This is a genomic window from Streptomyces sp. GbtcB6, from assembly GCF_019091475.1.
Lineage (GTDB): Bacteria > Actinomycetota > Actinomycetes > Streptomycetales > Streptomycetaceae > Streptomyces > Streptomyces hyaluromycini.
In genome coordinates this window covers 266,373-283,537 of record NZ_JAGXJL010000006.1, presented here as the reverse complement: position 1 = coordinate 283,537, position 17,165 = coordinate 266,373, and the positions used below count along the sequence as shown (strand labels likewise).

Here is a 17,165-nt window from a genome sequence, read left to right as displayed (position 1 = left end):
CCGGACCGGACCTTCGTCCCGGTAACGGGCTGCTTACCCCGGCCGACGGGCCGTCTCGCACCCGCGCCCGCACTGTTACCGCGTTATTGACGCGCCGTGACCTTGTGACCGTCCGTCCGGAACGTGAAGGAGCCCCCGGCAGCTGCCGGGGGCTCCTTCAGGTGCGTGCGGGGATCAGCCGAACTCGACCATCCCCGCGGTCAGCGTCGCGCCGTCCGCCGGGTCGATCAGGATGAACGCGCCGGTACGGCGGGAGACCGCGTAGGCGTCCAGGGGCAGCGGCTCGGCGCTGCGCAGGGTGATCCGGCCCAGGTCGTTGGCGGTCAGCTCGGTGGCGCCCGCCAGGTCGCGGACGATCGCCTTGACGGTCCGGGTGGTGTGCTTGAGCAGCACCCGGTCGCCGACCCTGAGCGGCCGGTCGGCCAGATGGCAGACGGCGGCCGTGACGTCCTGGGTGAGCGCGGGCGCCTCCGGCCCGGCGGTGATCATGTCGCCGCGCGAGACGTCCCGCTGGTCCGCCAGGCGCACCCCGATGGACTGCGGGGCGTGCGCCGCTTCGACCTCGGTGCCGAGCACGTCGATCGCCGCGATCTCGGAGGTCTCGCCGGAGGGGTGCACGGTGACCCGGTCGCCGACCCGCACCGAGCCGGAGACCAGCTGGCCGGCGTAGTGACGGATGTCACCGTGCCGGATGACGTACTGGACCGGGAAGCGGGCCGGGGCGTCGGCCGGGTCCGCGGCCACCGGGACGCTCTCCAGGAACTCCAGGAGCGCCGGGCCGCCGTACCAGTCCATGTGCGCGGAGCGGTCGACGACGTTGTCGCCCACCAGCGCCGAGACCGGGATCGGGGTGACCTCGGGGAGCCCCAGCTCGGCGGTCTGGGCGGTGAAGTCGGCGACGATCCGCTCGAACTCGGCCCGCTCGTAGCCGACCAGGTCCATCTTGTTGACGGCGAGGACGACCTGCGGGACGCGCAGCAGGGCGGCCACGGCGGCGTGCCGGCGGGTCTGCTCGACGACCCCGTTGCGGGCGTCGACGAGGATGATCGCCAGCTCGGCGGTGGAGGCTCCGGTGACCATGTTGCGGGTGTACTGCACATGGCCGGGGGTGTCGGCGAGGATGAAGCGGCGCTTCGGGGTGGCGAAGTAGCGGTAGGCCACGTCGATGGTGATGCCCTGTTCGCGTTCGGCGCGCAGTCCGTCGGTGAGGAGGGCGAGGTCGGGGGCGTCCTTGCCGCGGCTGAGGGACGCCTGTTCGACGGCCTCCAGCTGGTCGGTGAGGACCGACTTGGAGTCGTGCAGCAGCCGTCCGACGAGGGTGGACTTGCCGTCGTCGACGGAGCCGGCGGTCGCGAACCGCAGGGTGTCGATGGTCGTGCTCATGCTTAGAAGTACCCCTCGCGCTTGCGGTCTTCCATCGCGGCCTCGGAGAGCTTGTCGTCGGCCCGGGTGGCGCCGCGCTCGGTGAGCCGGGAGGCGGCGATCTCGGCGATCACCTTCTCGATGCTGTCGGCGCCGGAGTCCACCGCGCCGGTGCAGGACATGTCGCCGACGGTCCGGTAGCGCACCTGCCGCTTCTCGACGGTCTCGTTCTCGCGCGGCCCGCCCCACTCACCGGCGGTCAGCCACATCCCGCCGCGCATGAAGACCTCGCGGTGGTGGGCGTAGTAGATCTGCGGCAGTTCGATCTCCTCGCGGGCGATGTACTGCCAGACGTCGAGTTCGGTCCAGTTGCTCAGGGGGAACACGCGGACGTGTTCGCCGGGGGCGTGCCGGCCGTTGTAGAGGTTCCACAGTTCGGGGCGCTGGCGGCGCGGGTCCCACTGGGAGAACTCGTCGCGCAGGGAGAAGACGCGCTCCTTGGCGCGGGCCTTCTCCTCGTCCCGGCGGCCGCCGCCGAAGACCGCGTCGAACTTCTCGCTCTGGATCTTCTCCGTCAGCGGCACGGTCTGCAGCGGGTTGCGGGTGCCGTCGGGCCGCTCGCGCAGCACACCCCGGTCGATGTAGTCCTGCACGGAGGCCACGTGCAGCCGCAGCCCGTGCTTCTCGACCGTACGGTCGCGGTAGGCGAGCACCTCGGGGAAGTTGTGCCCGGTGTCCACGTGCAGCAGCGAGAACGGAACCGGCGCGGGCGCGAAGGCCTTCAGCGCCAGGTGCAGCATGACGATGGAGTCCTTGCCGCCGGAGAACAGGATCACCGGCCGCTCGAACTCGCCCGCCACCTCACGGAAGATATGGACCGCCTCGGACTCCAGCGCGTCCAGATGGGACAGCGTGAAGGTGCTCATGCCAGCCCCCGCTCCACCAGCAGCGCGTGCACCGCATCCGCCGACTCCTGCGGGGTCTGCTCCTGGGTGCGCAGCACCAGCGCCGGATCGGTGGGCGGCTCGTACGGGTCGTCGACACCGGTCAGCCCGGTCAGCTCACCCGCGGCCTGCCTGGCGTACAGGCCCTTCACGTCCCGCTCGCTGCACACCTCGACCGGGGTCGCCACATGCACCTCCAGGTACGGCGTCCCGCTCTTCTCATGCCGGCCCCGCACCGCCTCGCGACTGTCGGCGTAGGGGGCGATGACCGGGACGACGGAGAGCACGCCGTTGCGCGCGAGCACCTCGGAGACCAGGCCGATGCGCTGCACGTTGGTGTTGCGGTCCGCCCGGGAGAAGCCGAGGCCGGCCGAGAGGAAGCGGCGTATCTCGTCGCCGTCCAGGACCTCCACGCGATGTCCCTCGGCCTTGAGCCGGTCGCCGAGGAGGCGCGCGATCGTCGTCTTGCCCGCGCTCGGCAGTCCCGTCAGCCAGACCGTGGCTCCCTGAGCCCTTGGCGTGGTGGTCATGCGCAACAGACCTCTTCCTTACCTACTCGGCAAACCCGCGAACGACCCGTCGAAGAGTAGGTAAGAAGTCTGAGAGGAGTGGTTAAGGAAGCTGAGGTTTAACTGAGTGACTCCTGGTACACAAGAGGTCACAGAGTCCTGCAATGAACATTTCACAAAGGCCCGTCCGGCTGTTCACAGAGCCGGTCACAGGTCCCACGGAGCCGGGTCACAGACCGACGAAGGTGCCCCCGGCCTCCCGCAGCCGCTCGTGCAGTGCGCGGAAGACGGCCGCCGAGCGGGTGCCGGGCCAGTCGGCGGGCAGCAGGCCCGTCGGCAGTCCGGGGTCGGTGTACGGCAGGTGGCGCCAGGAGTCGAGGGCGCGGAGATAGTCGCGGTAGGCGTCCTCGGGCGGGGTGTCCGACCGGTGTTCCCAGCCGCGCAGCACCGGCTCGTGGGCGTCGAGGAACTGCTCGTGCGCCTTGGCGATCGCGGTCAGGTCCCACCAGCGGGCGACCGCCTCGGTGGTGGGTGCGAAGCCGAGGTGGTCACCCCGGAAGAAGTCCACGTACGGGTCGAGGCCGAGCCGTCGCAGGGTGTGCCGGGTCTCCTCGAACAGCCGGGCCGGGGCGATCCACACGCCCGGCGCGGCGGTGCCGAAGCCGAGTCCGGCCAGCCGGGAGCGCAGCACGTGCCGCTTCTGCCGCTCCGACTCGGGCACCGAGAACACCGCGAGCACCCAGCCCTCGTCCTCCGGCGGCGCGTCGGCGTACACCCGGCGGTCGCCGTCCTCGAGCAGCTGCCTTGCCTCCGCGGAGAGTTCGTATCCGGCGGTGCCGTGCGCGGTACGGGCCGGGGCCAGCAGCCCGCGCCGTTTCAGCCGGGACACCGACGAACGTACGGAGGGTGCGTCCACGCCCACGGCGGCCAGCAGCCGGATCAGCTCGGCGACGGGCACCGGGCCGGGCAGGAAGCGGCCGTACGCGCCGTAGAGCGTGACGATGAGGGACCTCGGGGCGTGTTGCTCGGGCACGTTGATCATTTTAGGTCCCCGGCATCGCTGCTGGTCACCTTCGGTGCACCGCTGAACGTGAGTCAGGGTTCCGGGGCCCGTCCCGGGTGGCCGGTGGCCGGTGCCTGGCCCGGTGCCGGGTCAGGCGGCGATGGCGACGGCGAGGCGGTCGGCCGGGCCGCGGTGCGGCGGGACCACGCTGCCGTCGGCGTGCAGCTCGCCCGTGTCGTCGAAGACGATCGCCCCGTCGCACAACAGGGTCCAGCCCTGCTCGGGGCGGGCGGCGACGATGTGCGCCAGGCCGCGGTCGGCCGTCGCGCTCGGGGACTGGTGGGAACACATGGCGCACCTCCACGGGTCTGCCTCCGGCACGGTCGCCGACCGGCATGACCAGACCATGCTCCTGCCGTGAACGCAGGGGAACCTCCTGCCGCGACCTGTGACAACACGCGGACAACTCCCGGACGCTTCCACGACGGCCGCCGCGGCTCCGGGATACGACCGGCGTTCCGGGTACGGCGGGACGCGCCACCGAAGGGGTGACGATCACGCTCCCGGACCGGGCCGCCCGGTATCCAGAGCATGCCCCCACCTCACGATCCGGGAAGGAAACCATGCCCGTACGCCCCGTCCTCGCCGCGGCCCTCGGTTCCGTCGCCCTGCTGTGCGCCGCCGTCGCCCCGCGACCGCCGCCTCCGGCGAGTCCGTCACCGTCCACCGCACCGGCCGGCTCGCCTCCGACGGCACCGTCACCCTCTCCGGCACCTACACCTGCACCGGTGCCGGCGGACCGGTGTTCATCAGCTCCTCGGTCAGCCAGGACTCCCCGAACTACAAGCACGGCATCGGCGGCACCCGGGCCGTCTGCGACGGCGCCGAGCACCGCTGGGAGAACACCGGCAAGGTCACCTCGGAGAAGCTGAAGCCCGGCGCGGCCCACGTGGAGGCCACGATCATGGAGCTGCGCTCCACGGGCGGCCTGCCGCTGCCGTCCTTCCACGCCACCGGCCGGCAGGACATCAACCTCACCGAGGCCTGACCCGGGCGCGGGAACCGGGCTCCGGTGTCGCCGGGGCCCGGTGTCGCCGGAGCCCGGTCAGCGTGCCAGCAGCTTTCGCAGCGCCGCGGTGACCTCGTCCGGCGCCTCCTCCGCCATGAAGTGCCCGCACGTCACCGTGTGGTGCTCCAGCTCAGGGGCCCAGGCCCGCCACACCGCGGCCGCGTCGTAGCCGAGGGCGGCCCCCCAGTCCTGCTGGAGCACGGTGACCGGCATGGACAGGACGTTCCCGGCGGTCCGGTCGTCCAGGTCGTGGCCGGCGTCGATACCCGCCGAGGCCCGGTAGTCGGCCACGATGGAGGGCACCGCCTCCCGGCAGGCCGCGAGATAGGCGGCGCGGACGTCGCCCGGGATCGCCGCGGGGTCGCGGGTCCACAGGTCGAGGAAGTGGCCGAAGAACAGATCCGGGGCCGCGCCGATCAACTCCTCCGGCAGGCCCGGCGGTTGGGCCATCAGATACAGATGGAAGGCGACGGCGGCCGTGGCGCCGTGCAGCACCTCCCACATGTCCAGGGTGGGCAGCACGTCCAGCAGTGCCAGGTGGGTGACCGCGTCCGGGTGGTCGAGCCCGGCCCGGAAGGCGACCAGCGCACCCCGGTCGTGCCCGGCGAGCGCGAAGCGCTCGTGGCCGAGGGCCCGGGCGAGCGCGACCACGTCGGCGGCCATGACCCGCTTCGCGTACGACGTCCCGTCCGTGTCGGCCGGCTTGTCGCTGGCGCCGTAGCCGCGCAGGTCGGGACAGATCACGGTGTGCCCGTCCGCGAGGCCGGCGGCCACGTGCCGCCACATCAGGTGGGTCTGGGGGAAACCGTGCAGCAGGACGACCGGGCTGCCGGTGCCGCCGACGGCCGTGTGCAGGGCGACGCCGTCCGCGACCGGGACACGGTGCTGCTGAAAACCGGGGATGTTCATGCGCCGAGGCTCCCGTGCCCGGATCAGCAGTGGATCAGCGGCACGTACGGTGGGCGTGTGAGGATCGACCAGGTCGCCTTCGGGGTGCTCGGATCCGTGACGGCCGAGCGGGCCGGTCTCCCGCTCGCCCTGAAGGGCCCCCGGCACCGTGCCGTACTGGCCCGGCTGATCGTCGCCCGCAGACGCGCGGTGCCCGTGGCCCGGCTGGTCGCCGACCTCTGGGAGGAGCCGCCGCCCGCCGCCGTCGGCGCCGTCCGCACCTTCGTGGGCGATCTGCGGCGGGTCCTCGAACCCGACCGGCCGCCCCGCACCCCGGCCCGGCTGCTGGTCACCGACGGCCCCGGCTACGCCCTGCGCGCCGAAGCGGTCGACGCCTGGCGGTTCGAGCGGGCCGTGGCGGCCGCCGGGCAGGAGGAGCCCGGCCGGGCCGCACACCTGCTGCGGGAGGCGCTGGAGCTGTGGCGGGGGCCCGCCTACGCCGAGTTCGCGGACGAGGAGTGGTGCCGGGGCGAGCGGGCCCGGCTCGCCGAGCTGCGGCTGCGGGCCGTGGAGCAGCGGGCCGAGGCGCTGCTGGCGGCGGGCCGGGCGGCGGAGGCGGTGCCCGATCTGGACGCCCACCTCACCGGGCACCCGTGGCGCGAGGAGGCCTGGCGGCTGCTGGCGCTGGCCCTCTACCGGACCGGCCGCCAGGGCGACGCCCTCGCGGTGCTGCGCCGGGCCCGTGCGACCCTCGCCGGACAGCTGGGCGTCGACCCGGGCCGGGCGCTGCGCCGGCTGGAGGCCGACGTGCTCGCCCAGGACCCCGGCCTGGACGCCCCCGCCGCCCCCGAGGCCACGGCGGCCCGGGTCTGGTCCCGGGCGGCCGAGGCGTACGACCGTACCGTCGCCGCCGGTTCCCGGGCCCGGCTCGAATCGACCGTCGGACTGCTGCGCACCCTCGCGGTGACCGGCTCCGGCGGGCTGGCCGCCGCCCGCGAACACCGGCTCGCGGCGATCACCGCGGCCGAGGAGTTCGGCGACCCGGAACTCACCGCACGGGTCATCGGCGCCTACGACGTCCCCGCGATCTGGACCCGGTCCGACGACGAGACGGGCGCCCACCGCATCGTCGGGGCCGCCGAACGGGCGCTGGCCCGCCTCCCCGCCACCCCGGCCCAGGACGCGGCCCGCTGCCGGCTGCTCGCCACCGTCGCCCTGGAGTCACGCGGCACCAGGTCCGCCCGCGCCGTGCAAGCCGCCGCCGAGGCGGAGCTCCTCGCCCGCCGCCTGGACGACCCGGCGCTGCTCGCCTTCGCCCTCAACGGCGTCTTCATGCAGTCCTGCACCCGGGCCGGCCTCGCCCCGCGCCGCGACGCCGTCGGCACCGAACTGGTCACCCTGGCGGCCAGGCACGGCCTGGTCACCTACGAGGTGCTCGGCCACCTGATCCGGGTACAGGCGCGGGCCGCGCTCGCCGACTTCACCACGGCCGACGAACACGCGGCGGCGGCCGACCGGCTGGCCGACCGCCATGAACTGCCGCTGGTCCGGGTGTTCACGGAGGGCTATCGGGCGCTGCGCCTGGCGGCGACGCGTGAGACGGGGCATGCCGGGGGAGGAGCCGACCCCGCGCGGGGGAGGGGCGCACCGGTCTCCGGCGGGCAGGCCGGGCGGGGTGGTGCGCCGTATTCAGGCCGGGGTGGAGCAGCCGGGCGGAGCGGCCGACCGGTGCCCGGCGCCGGCCCCGCCACGGACCTCCGGACCGACGGGCCCGTGCCCGTCGTCGGCTCCCTCGCGGCCCGCGGGACCGGAACGCGGGTCGCCCCTGCCGGTGCCGTCGAGGCCGCTTACCGTGAGGTCGGCCGGCTCCTCGACGGGCCCGGTATGCCCGGGGTGCGCGACGGACTGCTTCCCTTCGCGCTGCTCTGCCTCCGCCTGGCGGGGCGGCCGTACGGAATCCGGCACGCCGTCGACCCGGGCGCCGACTGGGGGCCGTATCTCCCCTGGATCCGGCCTGCGCTCGCCCTCGCCGCCGACGACGAAAGGGCAGCCCGCGACGCGCTGCGCGGGCTGCCCGAGCCTCCTGCCGACCTCGTGCAGGAGGCGCTGTGGTGTGTCGCGGCGGCCGCCGCCCTGGAGCTCGGCGACCGTGCGGCCCTGCGCCGCTGCCGGGCCGCGCTGCACCCGGCCGCCGGTCAACTCGCCGGCGCGGGCAGCGGGTTGGTGACGGCCGGGCCGGTCGACGGCTGGCTGGCGGCGATCGACGAAGCCCTCGGCCGGACTAGCCCTAGGCCGCCAGCTCCTTCCTGATGCGGTCCAGCATGAACGCCGAGGACTCGCGGGCCCGTTCCTCCCAGGCGAAGACACAGGCGGTGGCGACACCGTCGAAGTCCAGCTCGCGCAGGGTGCCGAAGAAGGCGTCCCAGTCGACCTCGCCCTGGCCGATGTCCAGGTGCTGGTGGATCCGGGCCGCGGTGCCGGGCGGGTTGAGGATGTAGCGCAGCCCGCTGGAGCCCTTGTGGTTGAAGGAGTCCGCGATGTGCACGTGCCGCAGCTTGTCACCCGCGTAGCGCATCATCGCCGCGATGTCGGCCGTGGGGTCGGCGCCGGAGAGGTGGAAGGAGTGCGGGGCGCAGTAGAGGTAGTTCACCCAGGGCTTGTCGATCGCGCGTACCAGGTCGACCGCGGGGGTGTTCGCCTCGCAGAAGTCGTCCGGGTGGGCCTCCAGGTTCAGGGCGATGCCCTCGCGCTCGAAGAGGGGCAGCAGCTCCTCCAGCGAGCGCCAGAACGCGGCCTCGCTCTCGGCGGCGCGCTCGGGGCGGCCGTTGAACTCGCTGTTCATCAGCGGGCATTCGAGATCGGCCGTGATCTCGATCATCCGCTTCCAGTAGCGGACGGCCGCCTGCCGCTCCGTCTCGTCCGGGGACGACCACTTGTACAGCGGCAGCACCGAGGACAGCCGTACACCGTGCGTGCGCAGGGAGTTCCTCAGCTCCGCGATTCGTCCGTCGTCCGCGCGCGGGTGCAGGAAGAACGGCATGAAGTCGTCACGCGGCGACAACTCCAGGTACTCGTAGCCGAGTTCCGCCACCGTGCGCACCATGTCGTCGATCGGCAGGGCGCGGAACATGTACGGGTCGAGGGCGATCTTCACGCGGTACCCCCGTAGAAGGCCGGGCGGGGCTTGAGGTCGGTGGCGACGACACCGCCGGACTCCAGGGCCTCGACGGTCGCGGCGGTGATGACGGTAGCGGCGTAACCGTCCCAGGCCGAGGGGCCGGTGGGCTCCTCGGCCGCCGCGACACCGGCGATCCACTCGCGGAACTCGGTGTCGAAGGCCTCCTTGAAGCGGCCCACCCAGTCGGTGAGGACCGCGGTGCTGTGCTGTCCGGCGGTACGGACGCCGACCGCGGCCGGATCGGGCAGCCGGACCAGGCCCTCCTCACCCACCGCCTCGCACTGGATGTCGTAGCCGTACCGGCAGTTGACGAAGACCTCCAGGTCGACGCGGACGCCCTTGGCGGTCTCGAAGAGCATGATCTGCGGGTCCTTGAGGTGCTCGAACCGGTTGCTCGTGGAGCGTGGCAGGACCACCTGGGCGGAGACGAACTCGTCGTCGAGGAGCCAGCGCAGTACGTCGACTTCGTGGACCGCCGTGTCCAGCGCGGCCATCGCGGAGGTGTACGACTCCGGGGCGGTCGGGTTGCGGTGGGCGCAGTGCACGATCAGCGGCGCGCCGATGCGGCCGGAGTCGATGACCTCCTTCAACTGCCGGTAGCCGGCGTCGTAGCGGCGCATGAAGCCGACCTGCACCAGGCGGCGGCCGTGCGCCTGCTCCGCCTCGACGATCCGCAGGCAGTCCTCGGCGGTGGTGGCCAGGGGCTTCTCGCAGAAGACGGGCTTCCCGGCGGCGATCGCGCCGAGGACGTGTTCGGCGTGGGTGGGGCCCCAGGAGGTGACGAGTACGGCGTCCACGTCGTCCGCCGCGACCACGGCCGCCCCGTCGGGCAGCACCCGGGCGCCGACCGGCTCCGCGGCCTCGGCGGCGCGGGCCGGGTCGATGTCGGTGACCGCGGTGACGCGGGCTCCGGTGACGGTGTGGGTGAGGCGCTGGATGTGCTCTGCGCCGATCCAGCCGGCGCCGATGACTCCTACACGTACGGTCATGGTCGTCCCTTCAGGGGGTTCGGGAGAAGCGCGCCCGGAGTTCGGTTTCGAGGGTTTCGAGGGTGCGGCCCTTGGTCTCGGGGACGCAGAGCCTCACGAAGGTGAGCGAGAGGAACCCCGCCACGACGAAGAGGAAGAAGGTGTCGTGTCGGAGATCCCGATGGCGGAGACCAACGACGGTTGTTCATGGCCGCCTTCTCACCGGTCGAGGGCCGGGCGCCGGGTACCGGACAGGCCGCAGCCGTTCAGGTACGCGCGGGTGCTGGTGGCGATGGGCAGCGGCACCTCGGGGGCGCACGGGTACAGGTCCTGCTCGACGATCACGAACAACTCGGCGTCGAGCCCGGCCAGCTCGGCCACCACGTCGGCCGGGTTCGGTACCCCGGCCGGCGGCGAGACGCACACGCCCCGTTTCACGGCCTCGCCGAAGCCGAGGTCCTCCGCCGCCACCTGGGCGAGGATCTCCGGGTCCATCTGCTTGATGTGGACGTAGCCGACGCGCTCGCCGAAGCGGCGGATCAGGTCGACGTTGTCACCACCGCCGTAGGCCACGTGCCCGGTGTCCAGGCACAGGTTCGTGTACCGGCCGTCCGACTCGCCCAGCAGCCGCTCGATCTCCGGCTGGGTCTGGATGTGGCTGTCGGCGTGCGGGTGGATCACCAGCCGCACGTCGTACTCGTCGAGGAGCAGCCGGCCCAGCCGGTCGGCGGCCTTGCCGAAGCCCGCCCACTGCCCGGCGGTCAGCTCGGGCGACTCGGTGAACGCGCCGGTCCTCTCGTCCCGGTACATGGGCGGGATCAGGACCAGGTGGTGGGCGCCCGCGGCCTGGGTGAGCGTGGCGACCTGCCGCACATGGGCGAGCATCTCGTCCCAGGCCTCGGGGCGGTGCAGCGCGCCGAACGCGGTGCCGCCGGAGACCTTGAGCCCACGCGCGTCGAGTTCCTCCCTGAGCCGCTGCGGGTCGGTGGGGAGGTAGCCGTAGGGGCCGAGCTCGAACCACTCGTAGCCGGCCTGCTCCAGCTCGTCGAGGAAGCGGGTGTACGGCACCTGGTGCTCGTCCTCGGGGAACCAGATGCCCCAGGAGTCGGGGGCCGAGCCCAGGCACAGGTTGCCGGCGGTGGTGCGGAGGGCGGTTGGCGCCGTTGCCATGGAGTGTCCTTCGGGGGAGGGGCGACTCTGCCGCGTCGGGCGGGCCTTTGTCGCGCTCTACTAGCGCGCTCTAGTGCGAGTACGATGACCTCTGTCCGAATGTCATGTCAATACCTTGTCGCCGGGGGATTTCCGGGAGCTTCCGGGGACAGGCCCTAGGGTGGGCTCCGTCGAAGGGTGGGTGCACACGTGGATGCAGCGGGCAGGCGGCGGCCGACGATGGCCGACGTCGCCGACAAGGCGGGTGTCTCCCGGGCGCTGGTGTCGATCGTGTTCCGCAACCAGCCCGGTGCGAGCCAGGAGACGCGCGAGCGGGTGCTGCGGGTCGCCGACGAGATCGGCTACCGCCCCGACAGCGCGGCCCGGCTGCTGGCCCGGGGCCGCAGCCGCACCCTCGGCGTGATGTTCACCGTCCACCAGACCTTCCACACCGACCTCATCGAGGGCATCTACCCGGAGGCCGAGCGGCTCGGCTACGACGTGCTGCTCTCCGCCGCCGCCCAGGGCCGCAGCGAGGAGAAGGCGGTCGAGGCGCTGCTCGGCCACCGCTGCGAGGCGCTGATCCTGCTCGGCCCGGACGCGGACCCCGCCTACCTGGACGGGCTGGGCCGGCGCGCCGTGACCGTGTCGGTCAGCCGCCGGGTGCCGCGGGCCCGGGTGGACTTCGTGCACAGCGCGGAGAGCAAGGGCGTCCGGCAGGCCATGGACTACCTGGTGGAGCTCGGGCACCGCAGGATCGTGCACATCGACGGCGGCCGGGGTCCCGGCTCGGCCGAGCGGCGGCGCTCCTACCGGGCCGCGATGCGCAGGCACGGACTGGAGCCGGAGACCCGGGTGATACCGGGTGAGCACACCGAGCAGTCCGGCATCGAGACCGGACGGCTGCTGCTCGCGGAACGCGACCGCGGGCTGGAGCTGCCGACGGCGGTGCTGGCGGGCAACGACCGTTGCGCGATGGGCGTGTTGATGGCGATGACGCGGGGCGGTGTCGAGGTCCCGGGAGACGTCTCCGTGGTCGGCTTCGACGACAGCCATCTCTCCCACCTCATGCCGATCGGCCTCACCACCGTCCGCCAGGACGCGCGGCTGATGGCCGAGTACGCGGTGCGGTTCGCCGTGGAGCGGCTGGAGCAGCCCGAACTGGAGCCGCGGGAGGCGGTGCTTGACCCGAAACTGGTGGTACGCGGCACGAGCGGGCCGCCCCCCGCGGAGGACGGCCCGCTCGCCCGGTGACCGGTGACCGGTGACTGCTGACCGCTGACCGCTGACCGAGCGTCAGCGGGTGCCGTTGGCCGCGAACTCGGAGATGCTGTCGGCGTTGTCCTTGGTGACGAACGCGGGGCCGGTCAGGACGGGTTCGGTGCCGCCGCCGCTGTAGTTGCCGTTGTTCCTGTACAGCCACAGGGCGTCGACGGCGAGGTAGCCCTGGAGATATGGCTGCTGGTCGACCGCGAACTCGACGGAGCCGTCCTGGACGGCGGACACCAGGTCCTTGTTGAGGTCGAAGGTGGCGACCTTGGCCTTGCTGCCGGCGTCCTTGACGGACTGGACGGCGGTCAGGGCGATGGGGGCGCCGAGGGTGACGACCTGGTCGATCGAGGAGTCCTGCTGGAGCTTGGCGGTGATGGTGGACTTGACCGAGGGCATGTCGGCGCCGTTGACGTAGATCTTGTCGGTCTTGCCCTTGAAGCCCTTGGCCAGGCCCGCGCAGCGGGCTTCGAGGGCGACCTGGCCCTGGGACTGCACGACGCACAGGGCGTGCTTGGCGCCGAGCTGGTCGAGGCGCTCACCGAAGGCTTCGCCGGCGATGTTCTCGTCCTGGCCGAAGTACTCCAGCATGCCGAGCCTCTTCCAGTCGTCCACACCGGAGTTGAAACCGACGACCGGGATGTCCGCGGCCTTGGCCTTGGCCACGACGGACTTCAGGGCGTCGGGTGTGGCAGCGGTCAGGGCGATGCCGTCGACCTTCTGGTCGATGGCGTTCTGCACCAGGTTGGCCTGGTTGGCGGCGCTCGGGTCGGCCGAGTAGACCAGCTTGATGTTGTCCTTGGCGGCGGCCGCGTCGGCGCCCTTGCGGATCAGGTCCCAGAAGGTGTCGCCGGGCTGAGCGTGGGTGATCATGGCCACCGTCATGCGGGGCGTGGACGCCTTGCCGGCGGCCGCGGCCGCGCCGCTGTCCTCGGAGTTCTTGCCGCCGGAGCTGCTGGAGCAGCCTGCGGCGAGCAGGACGCCCGCGAGAACGGTGGCGGCCGTGGTGGCGGCTCGGTGGTTTCTGTGCATGTCCCTTGCACCTCGCTGTGCGATCTGGGTCGGCTCTGCGGAGCGGAACGAGTGATGAATGGCGGGGGAGGTGTCGTGAAACGCGAGGGGTGGACCGCCGGCGGTGGGGGGGGCTACGGCACCGGTGGCCGACCGGGTGCCTCGCACGGGCGGGGACGGAGCTCCGTGCCGACGGTCAGGGGTGCGACCGTCGACGGCCTGCGTCTGTACTAGAGCGCGTTATTAGCGCGCTCTAGTGACACGTACTATGGGGGCGCCCTCAGGGGATGTCAATGACTTTGTCATGACGTTCCAACAAAGAGGATGAGGCTGCCGCGGGCCGCCACCGATGGGGCGCGCAGCCGGCCGACAGGCATGCCGATGGCCGCCGCGCCTGTGAGGGTGGCGGGCGGTGTGAAGCGAGGGCAACGGCCTTCTCGGCCGGGGGCGGTCGGCGGGTGGCCGGGCTCAGCCGGGGGCGGTCGGGGTCGGGAGAGCTCGCGCGGGGACACCCCCGTCGCCCCCGCGCGAGCTTGTTCGAGGGGCGTCTCGGTCAGAAGCCGCAGTAGTCGTTGGAGCCGTTCCCGGGAAGCAGGGAGTCCTTCACCCGGCCGACCGTGCCGTCGTTCAGCGGACCGGTCCTGCCGCAGTAGGTGCTCGCCGACGCCGGACCCGTGCCGTACTTCTGCGCGCCGTGGCGACCGTTGTCGTGGCGACCGTCGTCGTGGTGGCTGTCGCCGTGGTGGCTGTCATGGAGACCCCCGGAACCCGTTGTGGTCGGTGCGCGGCCCATCGTGGCCGGGTCGTCGCCCAACCGGCCACGGTTCAAAGCCAGTTGGGACAACAGGGGACGATCCCGGTGCTGAGCTGCCGGGACGTCGCGCGGGACGACGGGACGGCGGGATGTGCAGATATCGTGAAGGCGGGAAGCTTGCGGGACGGGGGCTGGACGGGTACGCGACGGCGTACGCGAAGGGTTGGGGCATGTCGCGTTGGAAGGCGCTGCCCGAGTCGTTGGATCCCCGGATCCGTCGGCTCGTGGTCGAGTTACGCCGGTTGAAAGACCACAGCGGGCTGAGCATGGCCGCGTTGGCGTCCAGGACGCGGTTCAGCAAGTCGTCCTGGGAGCGCTATCTCAACGGCAAGGTGACCCCGCCCCGGCAGGCCGTCGAGACCATGGCCGACGTGTGCGGCGGGGACCGGATCGGCCTGGCGGCGCTGTGGGAGGTGGCCACCTCCGACACCGCGCCGGGCCCCACGGCACCGGCTCCGCAGGAGCCGGAACAGCCGGCGGCCCCCCAGGCCGTGCCCGAGGAACCCCGGCAGTCAACGGCCCCCGGTGACCGGCCGGTCGACGGCGGCCCGGACGACGGCCGGACTCCGCGCCGTGCACGGCCGGCCGCGACCGTCGCCGGTGTGGCCGTGGTGGCGGCAGGCCTCGCCGTGCTGGTGGCGGTGGCGGTGGCGATCGCCTGGCCCGGGTCGCCGTCGGCGGAGCCCGAGCCTCGCGCGGCCACCGCGACGACGAAGGTGCCGACCTCCACCTACTCCGCCAAGACGTTCCCGTGCTACTTCACCCTGCACGACGGCCTGTTGTACGCCGGTCACAGCACGACCCTCACCGACGAGTACCACGTCGGCATCACCGTCGAGGCGGTGGCGGAGGTGCAGTGCCTGGTCAGACGGCACGGCTTCGACCCGAAGGGGATCGACGGCTCGTTCGGGCCCAACACCAGGGCCGCGGTCCGGGGGTTTCAGCGGTCCCGCGGGCTCACCGACGACGGCATCGTGGGCCCCATGACCTGGCGCGAGCTCAGGAAGCCGGGTGACTGAGGGCGCCCGGCCGGGCCCGCGTCGTGAGCCGCGGGCAGTCGGCGCCCCCGAGGTCCGCCACCTTGTGGAACGGCTGCGGGAGGCACGGGAGGGAACCGGGCTGAGCTTCGCCGCGCTGGCGGCCAGGACCGCGTACAGCAAGTCGTCCTGGGAGCGGTATCTCAACGGCAAGACGCTCCCGCCCCGGGACGCGGTGGAGACGCTGGCGAAGCTGAGCGGCGCGGATCCCGTACGGCTGCTGGCGCTGTGGCAGCTCGCCGACCGCGCATGGAGCGGCCGCGACGCACGCGCCACCGACCCGGCGGCCAGCGACCGGGCGGCCACCGCCCCGGGGACCGCCGACCCCGCGCAAGTCGCGCCCGGCACGGACGCGTCGCGAGAGACGAGAGCGCAGGCCGCGGTCGTGGACCCGCCCCCGGGGCAGACCGGCGAGCCCGCCCCCACCCGAAGCGCCACCGTACGGCGGTACCCGGAAGGCGACGGCAGGCCGGAACCCCGGGACCGGAAACCGCGCCGCGGCACCGTCCTGCTCGTGGCGGCCGGGACCGCGCTGGCCACCGCCCTCGGTGTGGGCGCCGTGGCATGGACATACGGCGGCTGGCACCGGGAACCGGCGTCGAGACCCACCAGCGGTACCTGTCGGGGCGAGAACTGCACGGACCGCGACGCCGAACAGCACGACACGGACTGCTGGACGGACGCGGGCACCCGGGCGCGACGGGAGATAGCCGGGCGGATCGTGGAACTGCGCTTCAGCCCGACGTGCCGGGCGGCCTGGGGCCGGATCACGGCGCCCCGCAGCGGTGACCGGCTGCAGGTCGACACCACCGACGGACGGCACCAGTCACGGCTGGTGCTCGTGCCAGGCCGGTACCTCTACACCCTGATGATCGGCCTCGGACGCCCGTCCGAGGCGCGGGCCTGCATCGAACTGCCCGACGGCTCGTCCACCTGCACCGGCTGGGGACGCTGACACCACGCCGGCCGGACCGCCGGCCGGACACCTGCTGGTCCCGACTGCGTCCTTACTGCGCGGCAGCGTCCGGGACGGCCGAGGCGCCGGCGCGAGACGGTGTGATACTCACCTCGGTCTTCCGTTTGGATGATCTCGTACCGAGCCGACATCAGAAAGGCGCTGGCGCATGACCTCGATCCCGGAAGCCCTGCGGGACAACCCCTACCCTGGTCGGCTGATCCTGCTGGCCTGCACGCTGAACGGTGAACTGACCGCCGGATACGCGCTCACCGGGCGGAGCGAAGCCTCCCAGGCTCGCCGGATCGAATCCACTCCCTCCGGCGAACTGGCCGTCGTACCCGTCGGTGCCACGGGTCACGACGCTCTCCGGCACTACATCGCCGCGACCACGGACGAGCGTTGGACCGTCTACGGCAACGGAGAACAGGTGGCGGAGGTAGCAGGTCGGCTGGCGAAGGGACTCGCACCGGGCAGCGCCCTGGCGGATCTCGGCTATGAGCCGGATCCGCCGATCCACACGCCTCGGATCACCGCCGTCGTGGATCGTGCCGGCCGACGGTCCTGGCTCGGTGCGGCACGCCGGCCCGGCGGTGACCGTGAGAGCGCGGACATCACGGTCGTCGCGCTGGGTGAACTCAGCCGGGGGCAGGCGGTCTTGCTCAGCACCTACCAGTCCGACGGGGACTCCGTGTCGACCGCTCGGCACCATCTCGACCTGAACACCTCCGCCCAGGACGCGGACGCGCTGCTGACGGAAGTGTGGGCGGCCCTGGACCCGCGCTTCCGGGTCGCCGCGGCCGCGTTCGCACCGGTCACCGGGGTGCAGGGCCCCATCCGCCACGCCCGACCGGCGTGATCGTCCTCCCGGACACACCGGTCGACAACCGACGTTGGGATGCCGTCATCCCGGGTCACGTCCCCTGTGGATGCCGTGCGCGCACCGGGCGTTCGAGTGCGGCGGCGTCGTGGGCAGGCACGTGGTGACGGTGCCGCGTAGCTCCGTCTG

At 72.6% G+C, this 17,165-nt stretch carries 17 protein-coding genes and 1 pseudogene; 6 read left to right on the top strand and 12 right to left on the bottom strand.

The features are described 5' to 3' along the window. Window positions 1-174: 174 nt before the first annotated feature. The 5 genes from KVT45_RS13565 to KVT45_RS13545 all read right to left on the bottom strand — a co-directional run bounded on the left by KVT45_RS13565 (window position 175) and on the right by KVT45_RS13545 (window position 4,169). Complete coding sequence (locus KVT45_RS13565; protein ID WP_217547261.1) at window positions 175-1,383, bottom strand: sulfate adenylyltransferase subunit 1; 1,209 nt, start codon at window positions 1,381-1,383, stop codon at window positions 175-177. A gap of 2 nt (window positions 1,384-1,385) precedes the next feature. After that, entirely contained in the window at window positions 1,386-2,288 is a 903-nt protein-coding gene (gene cysD, locus KVT45_RS13560) for a sulfate adenylyltransferase subunit CysD (RefSeq protein WP_217547260.1), read from the bottom strand. Beyond that, entirely contained in the window at window positions 2,285-2,836 is a 552-nt protein-coding gene (cysC, locus tag KVT45_RS13555; protein ID WP_217547258.1) for an adenylyl-sulfate kinase, read from the bottom strand. Before cysC ends, cysD begins: the two co-directional genes overlap by 4 nt. A gap of 208 nt (window positions 2,837-3,044) precedes the next feature. Continuing rightward, window positions 3,045-3,857 (bottom strand): PaaX family transcriptional regulator C-terminal domain-containing protein, encoded by an 813-nt coding sequence (locus KVT45_RS13550; protein WP_217547257.1) that lies wholly within the window; start codon window positions 3,855-3,857, stop codon window positions 3,045-3,047. A 111-nt stretch (window positions 3,858-3,968) separates the two neighbouring features. Then, window positions 3,969-4,169 (bottom strand): DUF5999 family protein, encoded by a 201-nt coding sequence (locus tag KVT45_RS13545; RefSeq protein WP_217547255.1) that lies wholly within the window; start codon window positions 4,167-4,169, stop codon window positions 3,969-3,971. Window positions 4,170-4,491: 322 nt separating this feature from the next. Between KVT45_RS13545 and KVT45_RS13540 the strand changes: the two genes are divergently transcribed. Then, window positions 4,492-4,866: a DUF6299 family protein gene (locus KVT45_RS13540; RefSeq protein ID WP_308310716.1), complete on the top strand. Its 375-nt coding sequence runs from the start codon at window positions 4,492-4,494 to the stop codon at window positions 4,864-4,866. Window positions 4,867-4,923: 57 nt separating this feature from the next. On the opposite strand, the gene KVT45_RS13535 is transcribed toward KVT45_RS13540, so the two are convergent. Further along, entirely contained in the window at window positions 4,924-5,796 is an 873-nt protein-coding gene (locus KVT45_RS13535; RefSeq protein WP_217547253.1) for an alpha/beta fold hydrolase, read from the bottom strand. Window positions 5,797-5,859: 63 nt separating this feature from the next. Between KVT45_RS13535 and KVT45_RS13530 the strand changes: the two genes are divergently transcribed. Further along, a complete protein-coding gene (locus KVT45_RS13530) occupies window positions 5,860-8,085 on the top strand; it encodes a BTAD domain-containing putative transcriptional regulator (protein ID WP_308310724.1) in 2,226 nt (741 codons plus the stop codon). Here the strand turns inward: KVT45_RS13530 and KVT45_RS13525 are convergent. From KVT45_RS13525 to KVT45_RS13515, 4 genes and pseudogenes are all read right to left on the bottom strand, one after another. Next, window positions 8,063-8,929 (bottom strand): sugar phosphate isomerase/epimerase, encoded by an 867-nt coding sequence (locus KVT45_RS13525; RefSeq protein WP_217547252.1) that lies wholly within the window; start codon window positions 8,927-8,929, stop codon window positions 8,063-8,065. The two genes, KVT45_RS13530 and KVT45_RS13525, sit on opposite strands and share 23 nt — an antisense overlap. Then, window positions 8,926-9,942, bottom strand: coding sequence for a Gfo/Idh/MocA family oxidoreductase (locus KVT45_RS13520; RefSeq protein WP_217547250.1), 1,017 nt, complete (start codon window positions 9,940-9,942; stop codon window positions 8,926-8,928). Before KVT45_RS13520 ends, KVT45_RS13525 begins: the two co-directional genes overlap by 4 nt. Window positions 9,943-9,952: 10 nt before the next feature. Next, window positions 9,953-10,122, bottom strand: a pseudogene (locus tag KVT45_RS56255) (MFS transporter); the annotation flags it as partial. Between the two features lie 18 nt (window positions 10,123-10,140). Next, on the bottom strand, window positions 10,141-11,091 hold the full coding sequence (locus KVT45_RS13515) for a TIM barrel protein (RefSeq protein WP_217547248.1): 951 nt from the start codon (window positions 11,089-11,091) through the stop codon (window positions 10,141-10,143). 219 nt (window positions 11,092-11,310) lie between these two features. On the opposite strand from KVT45_RS13515, the gene KVT45_RS13510 reads away from it, so the two are divergent. Continuing rightward, window positions 11,311-12,324, top strand: a complete 1,014-nt coding sequence (locus KVT45_RS13510; protein ID WP_217547247.1) for a LacI family DNA-binding transcriptional regulator — start codon at window positions 11,311-11,313, stop codon at window positions 12,322-12,324. 42 nt (window positions 12,325-12,366) lie between these two features. On the opposite strand, the gene KVT45_RS13505 is transcribed toward KVT45_RS13510, so the two are convergent. Together KVT45_RS13505 and KVT45_RS13500 are read right to left on the bottom strand one after the other, a co-directional pair. Continuing rightward, entirely contained in the window at window positions 12,367-13,371 is a 1,005-nt protein-coding gene (locus KVT45_RS13505) for a substrate-binding domain-containing protein (RefSeq protein ID WP_217547245.1), read from the bottom strand. Between the two features lie 532 nt (window positions 13,372-13,903). Then, the gene (locus KVT45_RS13500; protein WP_217547243.1) at window positions 13,904-14,164 is read right to left on the bottom strand and encodes a hypothetical protein; all 261 of its coding nucleotides are present in this window, start codon (window positions 14,162-14,164) and stop codon (window positions 13,904-13,906) included. A gap of 170 nt (window positions 14,165-14,334) precedes the next feature. Between KVT45_RS13500 and KVT45_RS13495 the strand changes: the two genes are divergently transcribed. The 3 genes from KVT45_RS13495 (at window position 14,335) to KVT45_RS13485 (ending at window position 17,015) form a co-directional block, all read left to right on the top strand. Then, complete coding sequence (locus tag KVT45_RS13495; protein WP_217547242.1) at window positions 14,335-15,183, top strand: peptidoglycan-binding protein; 849 nt, start codon at window positions 14,335-14,337, stop codon at window positions 15,181-15,183. After that, on the top strand, window positions 15,176-16,156 hold the full coding sequence (locus tag KVT45_RS13490) for an XRE family transcriptional regulator (protein WP_217547240.1): 981 nt from the start codon (window positions 15,176-15,178) through the stop codon (window positions 16,154-16,156). Before KVT45_RS13495 ends, KVT45_RS13490 begins: the two co-directional genes overlap by 8 nt. Before the next feature lie 169 nt (window positions 16,157-16,325). Further along, window positions 16,326-17,015 carry an IMP cyclohydrolase gene (locus KVT45_RS13485; RefSeq protein WP_217547238.1) on the top strand — a complete coding sequence of 230 codons (690 nt, stop codon included), beginning with the start codon at window positions 16,326-16,328 and terminating at the stop codon, window positions 17,013-17,015. Window positions 17,016-17,165 lie beyond the last annotated feature (150 nt).

Coding starts and splice junctions, on each gene's coding strand:
- KVT45_RS13485 (WP_217547238.1), top strand. CDS start 16,326: ATGACCTCGATCCCGGAAGCCCTGCGGGACAACCCCTACCCTGGTCGG.
- KVT45_RS13520 (WP_217547250.1), bottom strand. CDS start 9,942: ATGACCGTACGTGTAGGAGTCATCGGCGCCGGCTGGATCGGCGCAGAG.
- KVT45_RS13510 (WP_217547247.1), top strand. CDS start 11,311: ATGGCCGACGTCGCCGACAAGGCGGGTGTCTCCCGGGCGCTGGTGTCG.
- KVT45_RS13505 (WP_217547245.1), bottom strand. CDS start 13,371: ATGCACAGAAACCACCGAGCCGCCACCACGGCCGCCACCGTTCTCGCG.
- KVT45_RS13535 (WP_217547253.1), bottom strand. CDS start 5,796: ATGAACATCCCCGGTTTTCAGCAGCACCGTGTCCCGGTCGCGGACGGC.
- KVT45_RS13550 (WP_217547257.1), bottom strand. CDS start 3,857: ATGATCAACGTGCCCGAGCAACACGCCCCGAGGTCCCTCATCGTCACG.
- KVT45_RS13495 (WP_217547242.1), top strand. CDS start 14,335: ATGTCGCGTTGGAAGGCGCTGCCCGAGTCGTTGGATCCCCGGATCCGT.
- KVT45_RS13565 (WP_217547261.1), bottom strand. CDS start 1,383: ATGAGCACGACCATCGACACCCTGCGGTTCGCGACCGCCGGCTCCGTC.
- KVT45_RS13545 (WP_217547255.1), bottom strand. CDS start 4,169: ATGTGTTCCCACCAGTCCCCGAGCGCGACGGCCGACCGCGGCCTGGCG.
- KVT45_RS13515 (WP_217547248.1), bottom strand. CDS start 11,091: ATGGCAACGGCGCCAACCGCCCTCCGCACCACCGCCGGCAACCTGTGC.
- cysD (WP_217547260.1), bottom strand. CDS start 2,288: ATGAGCACCTTCACGCTGTCCCATCTGGACGCGCTGGAGTCCGAGGCG.
- cysC (WP_217547258.1), bottom strand. CDS start 2,836: ATGACCACCACGCCAAGGGCTCAGGGAGCCACGGTCTGGCTGACGGGA.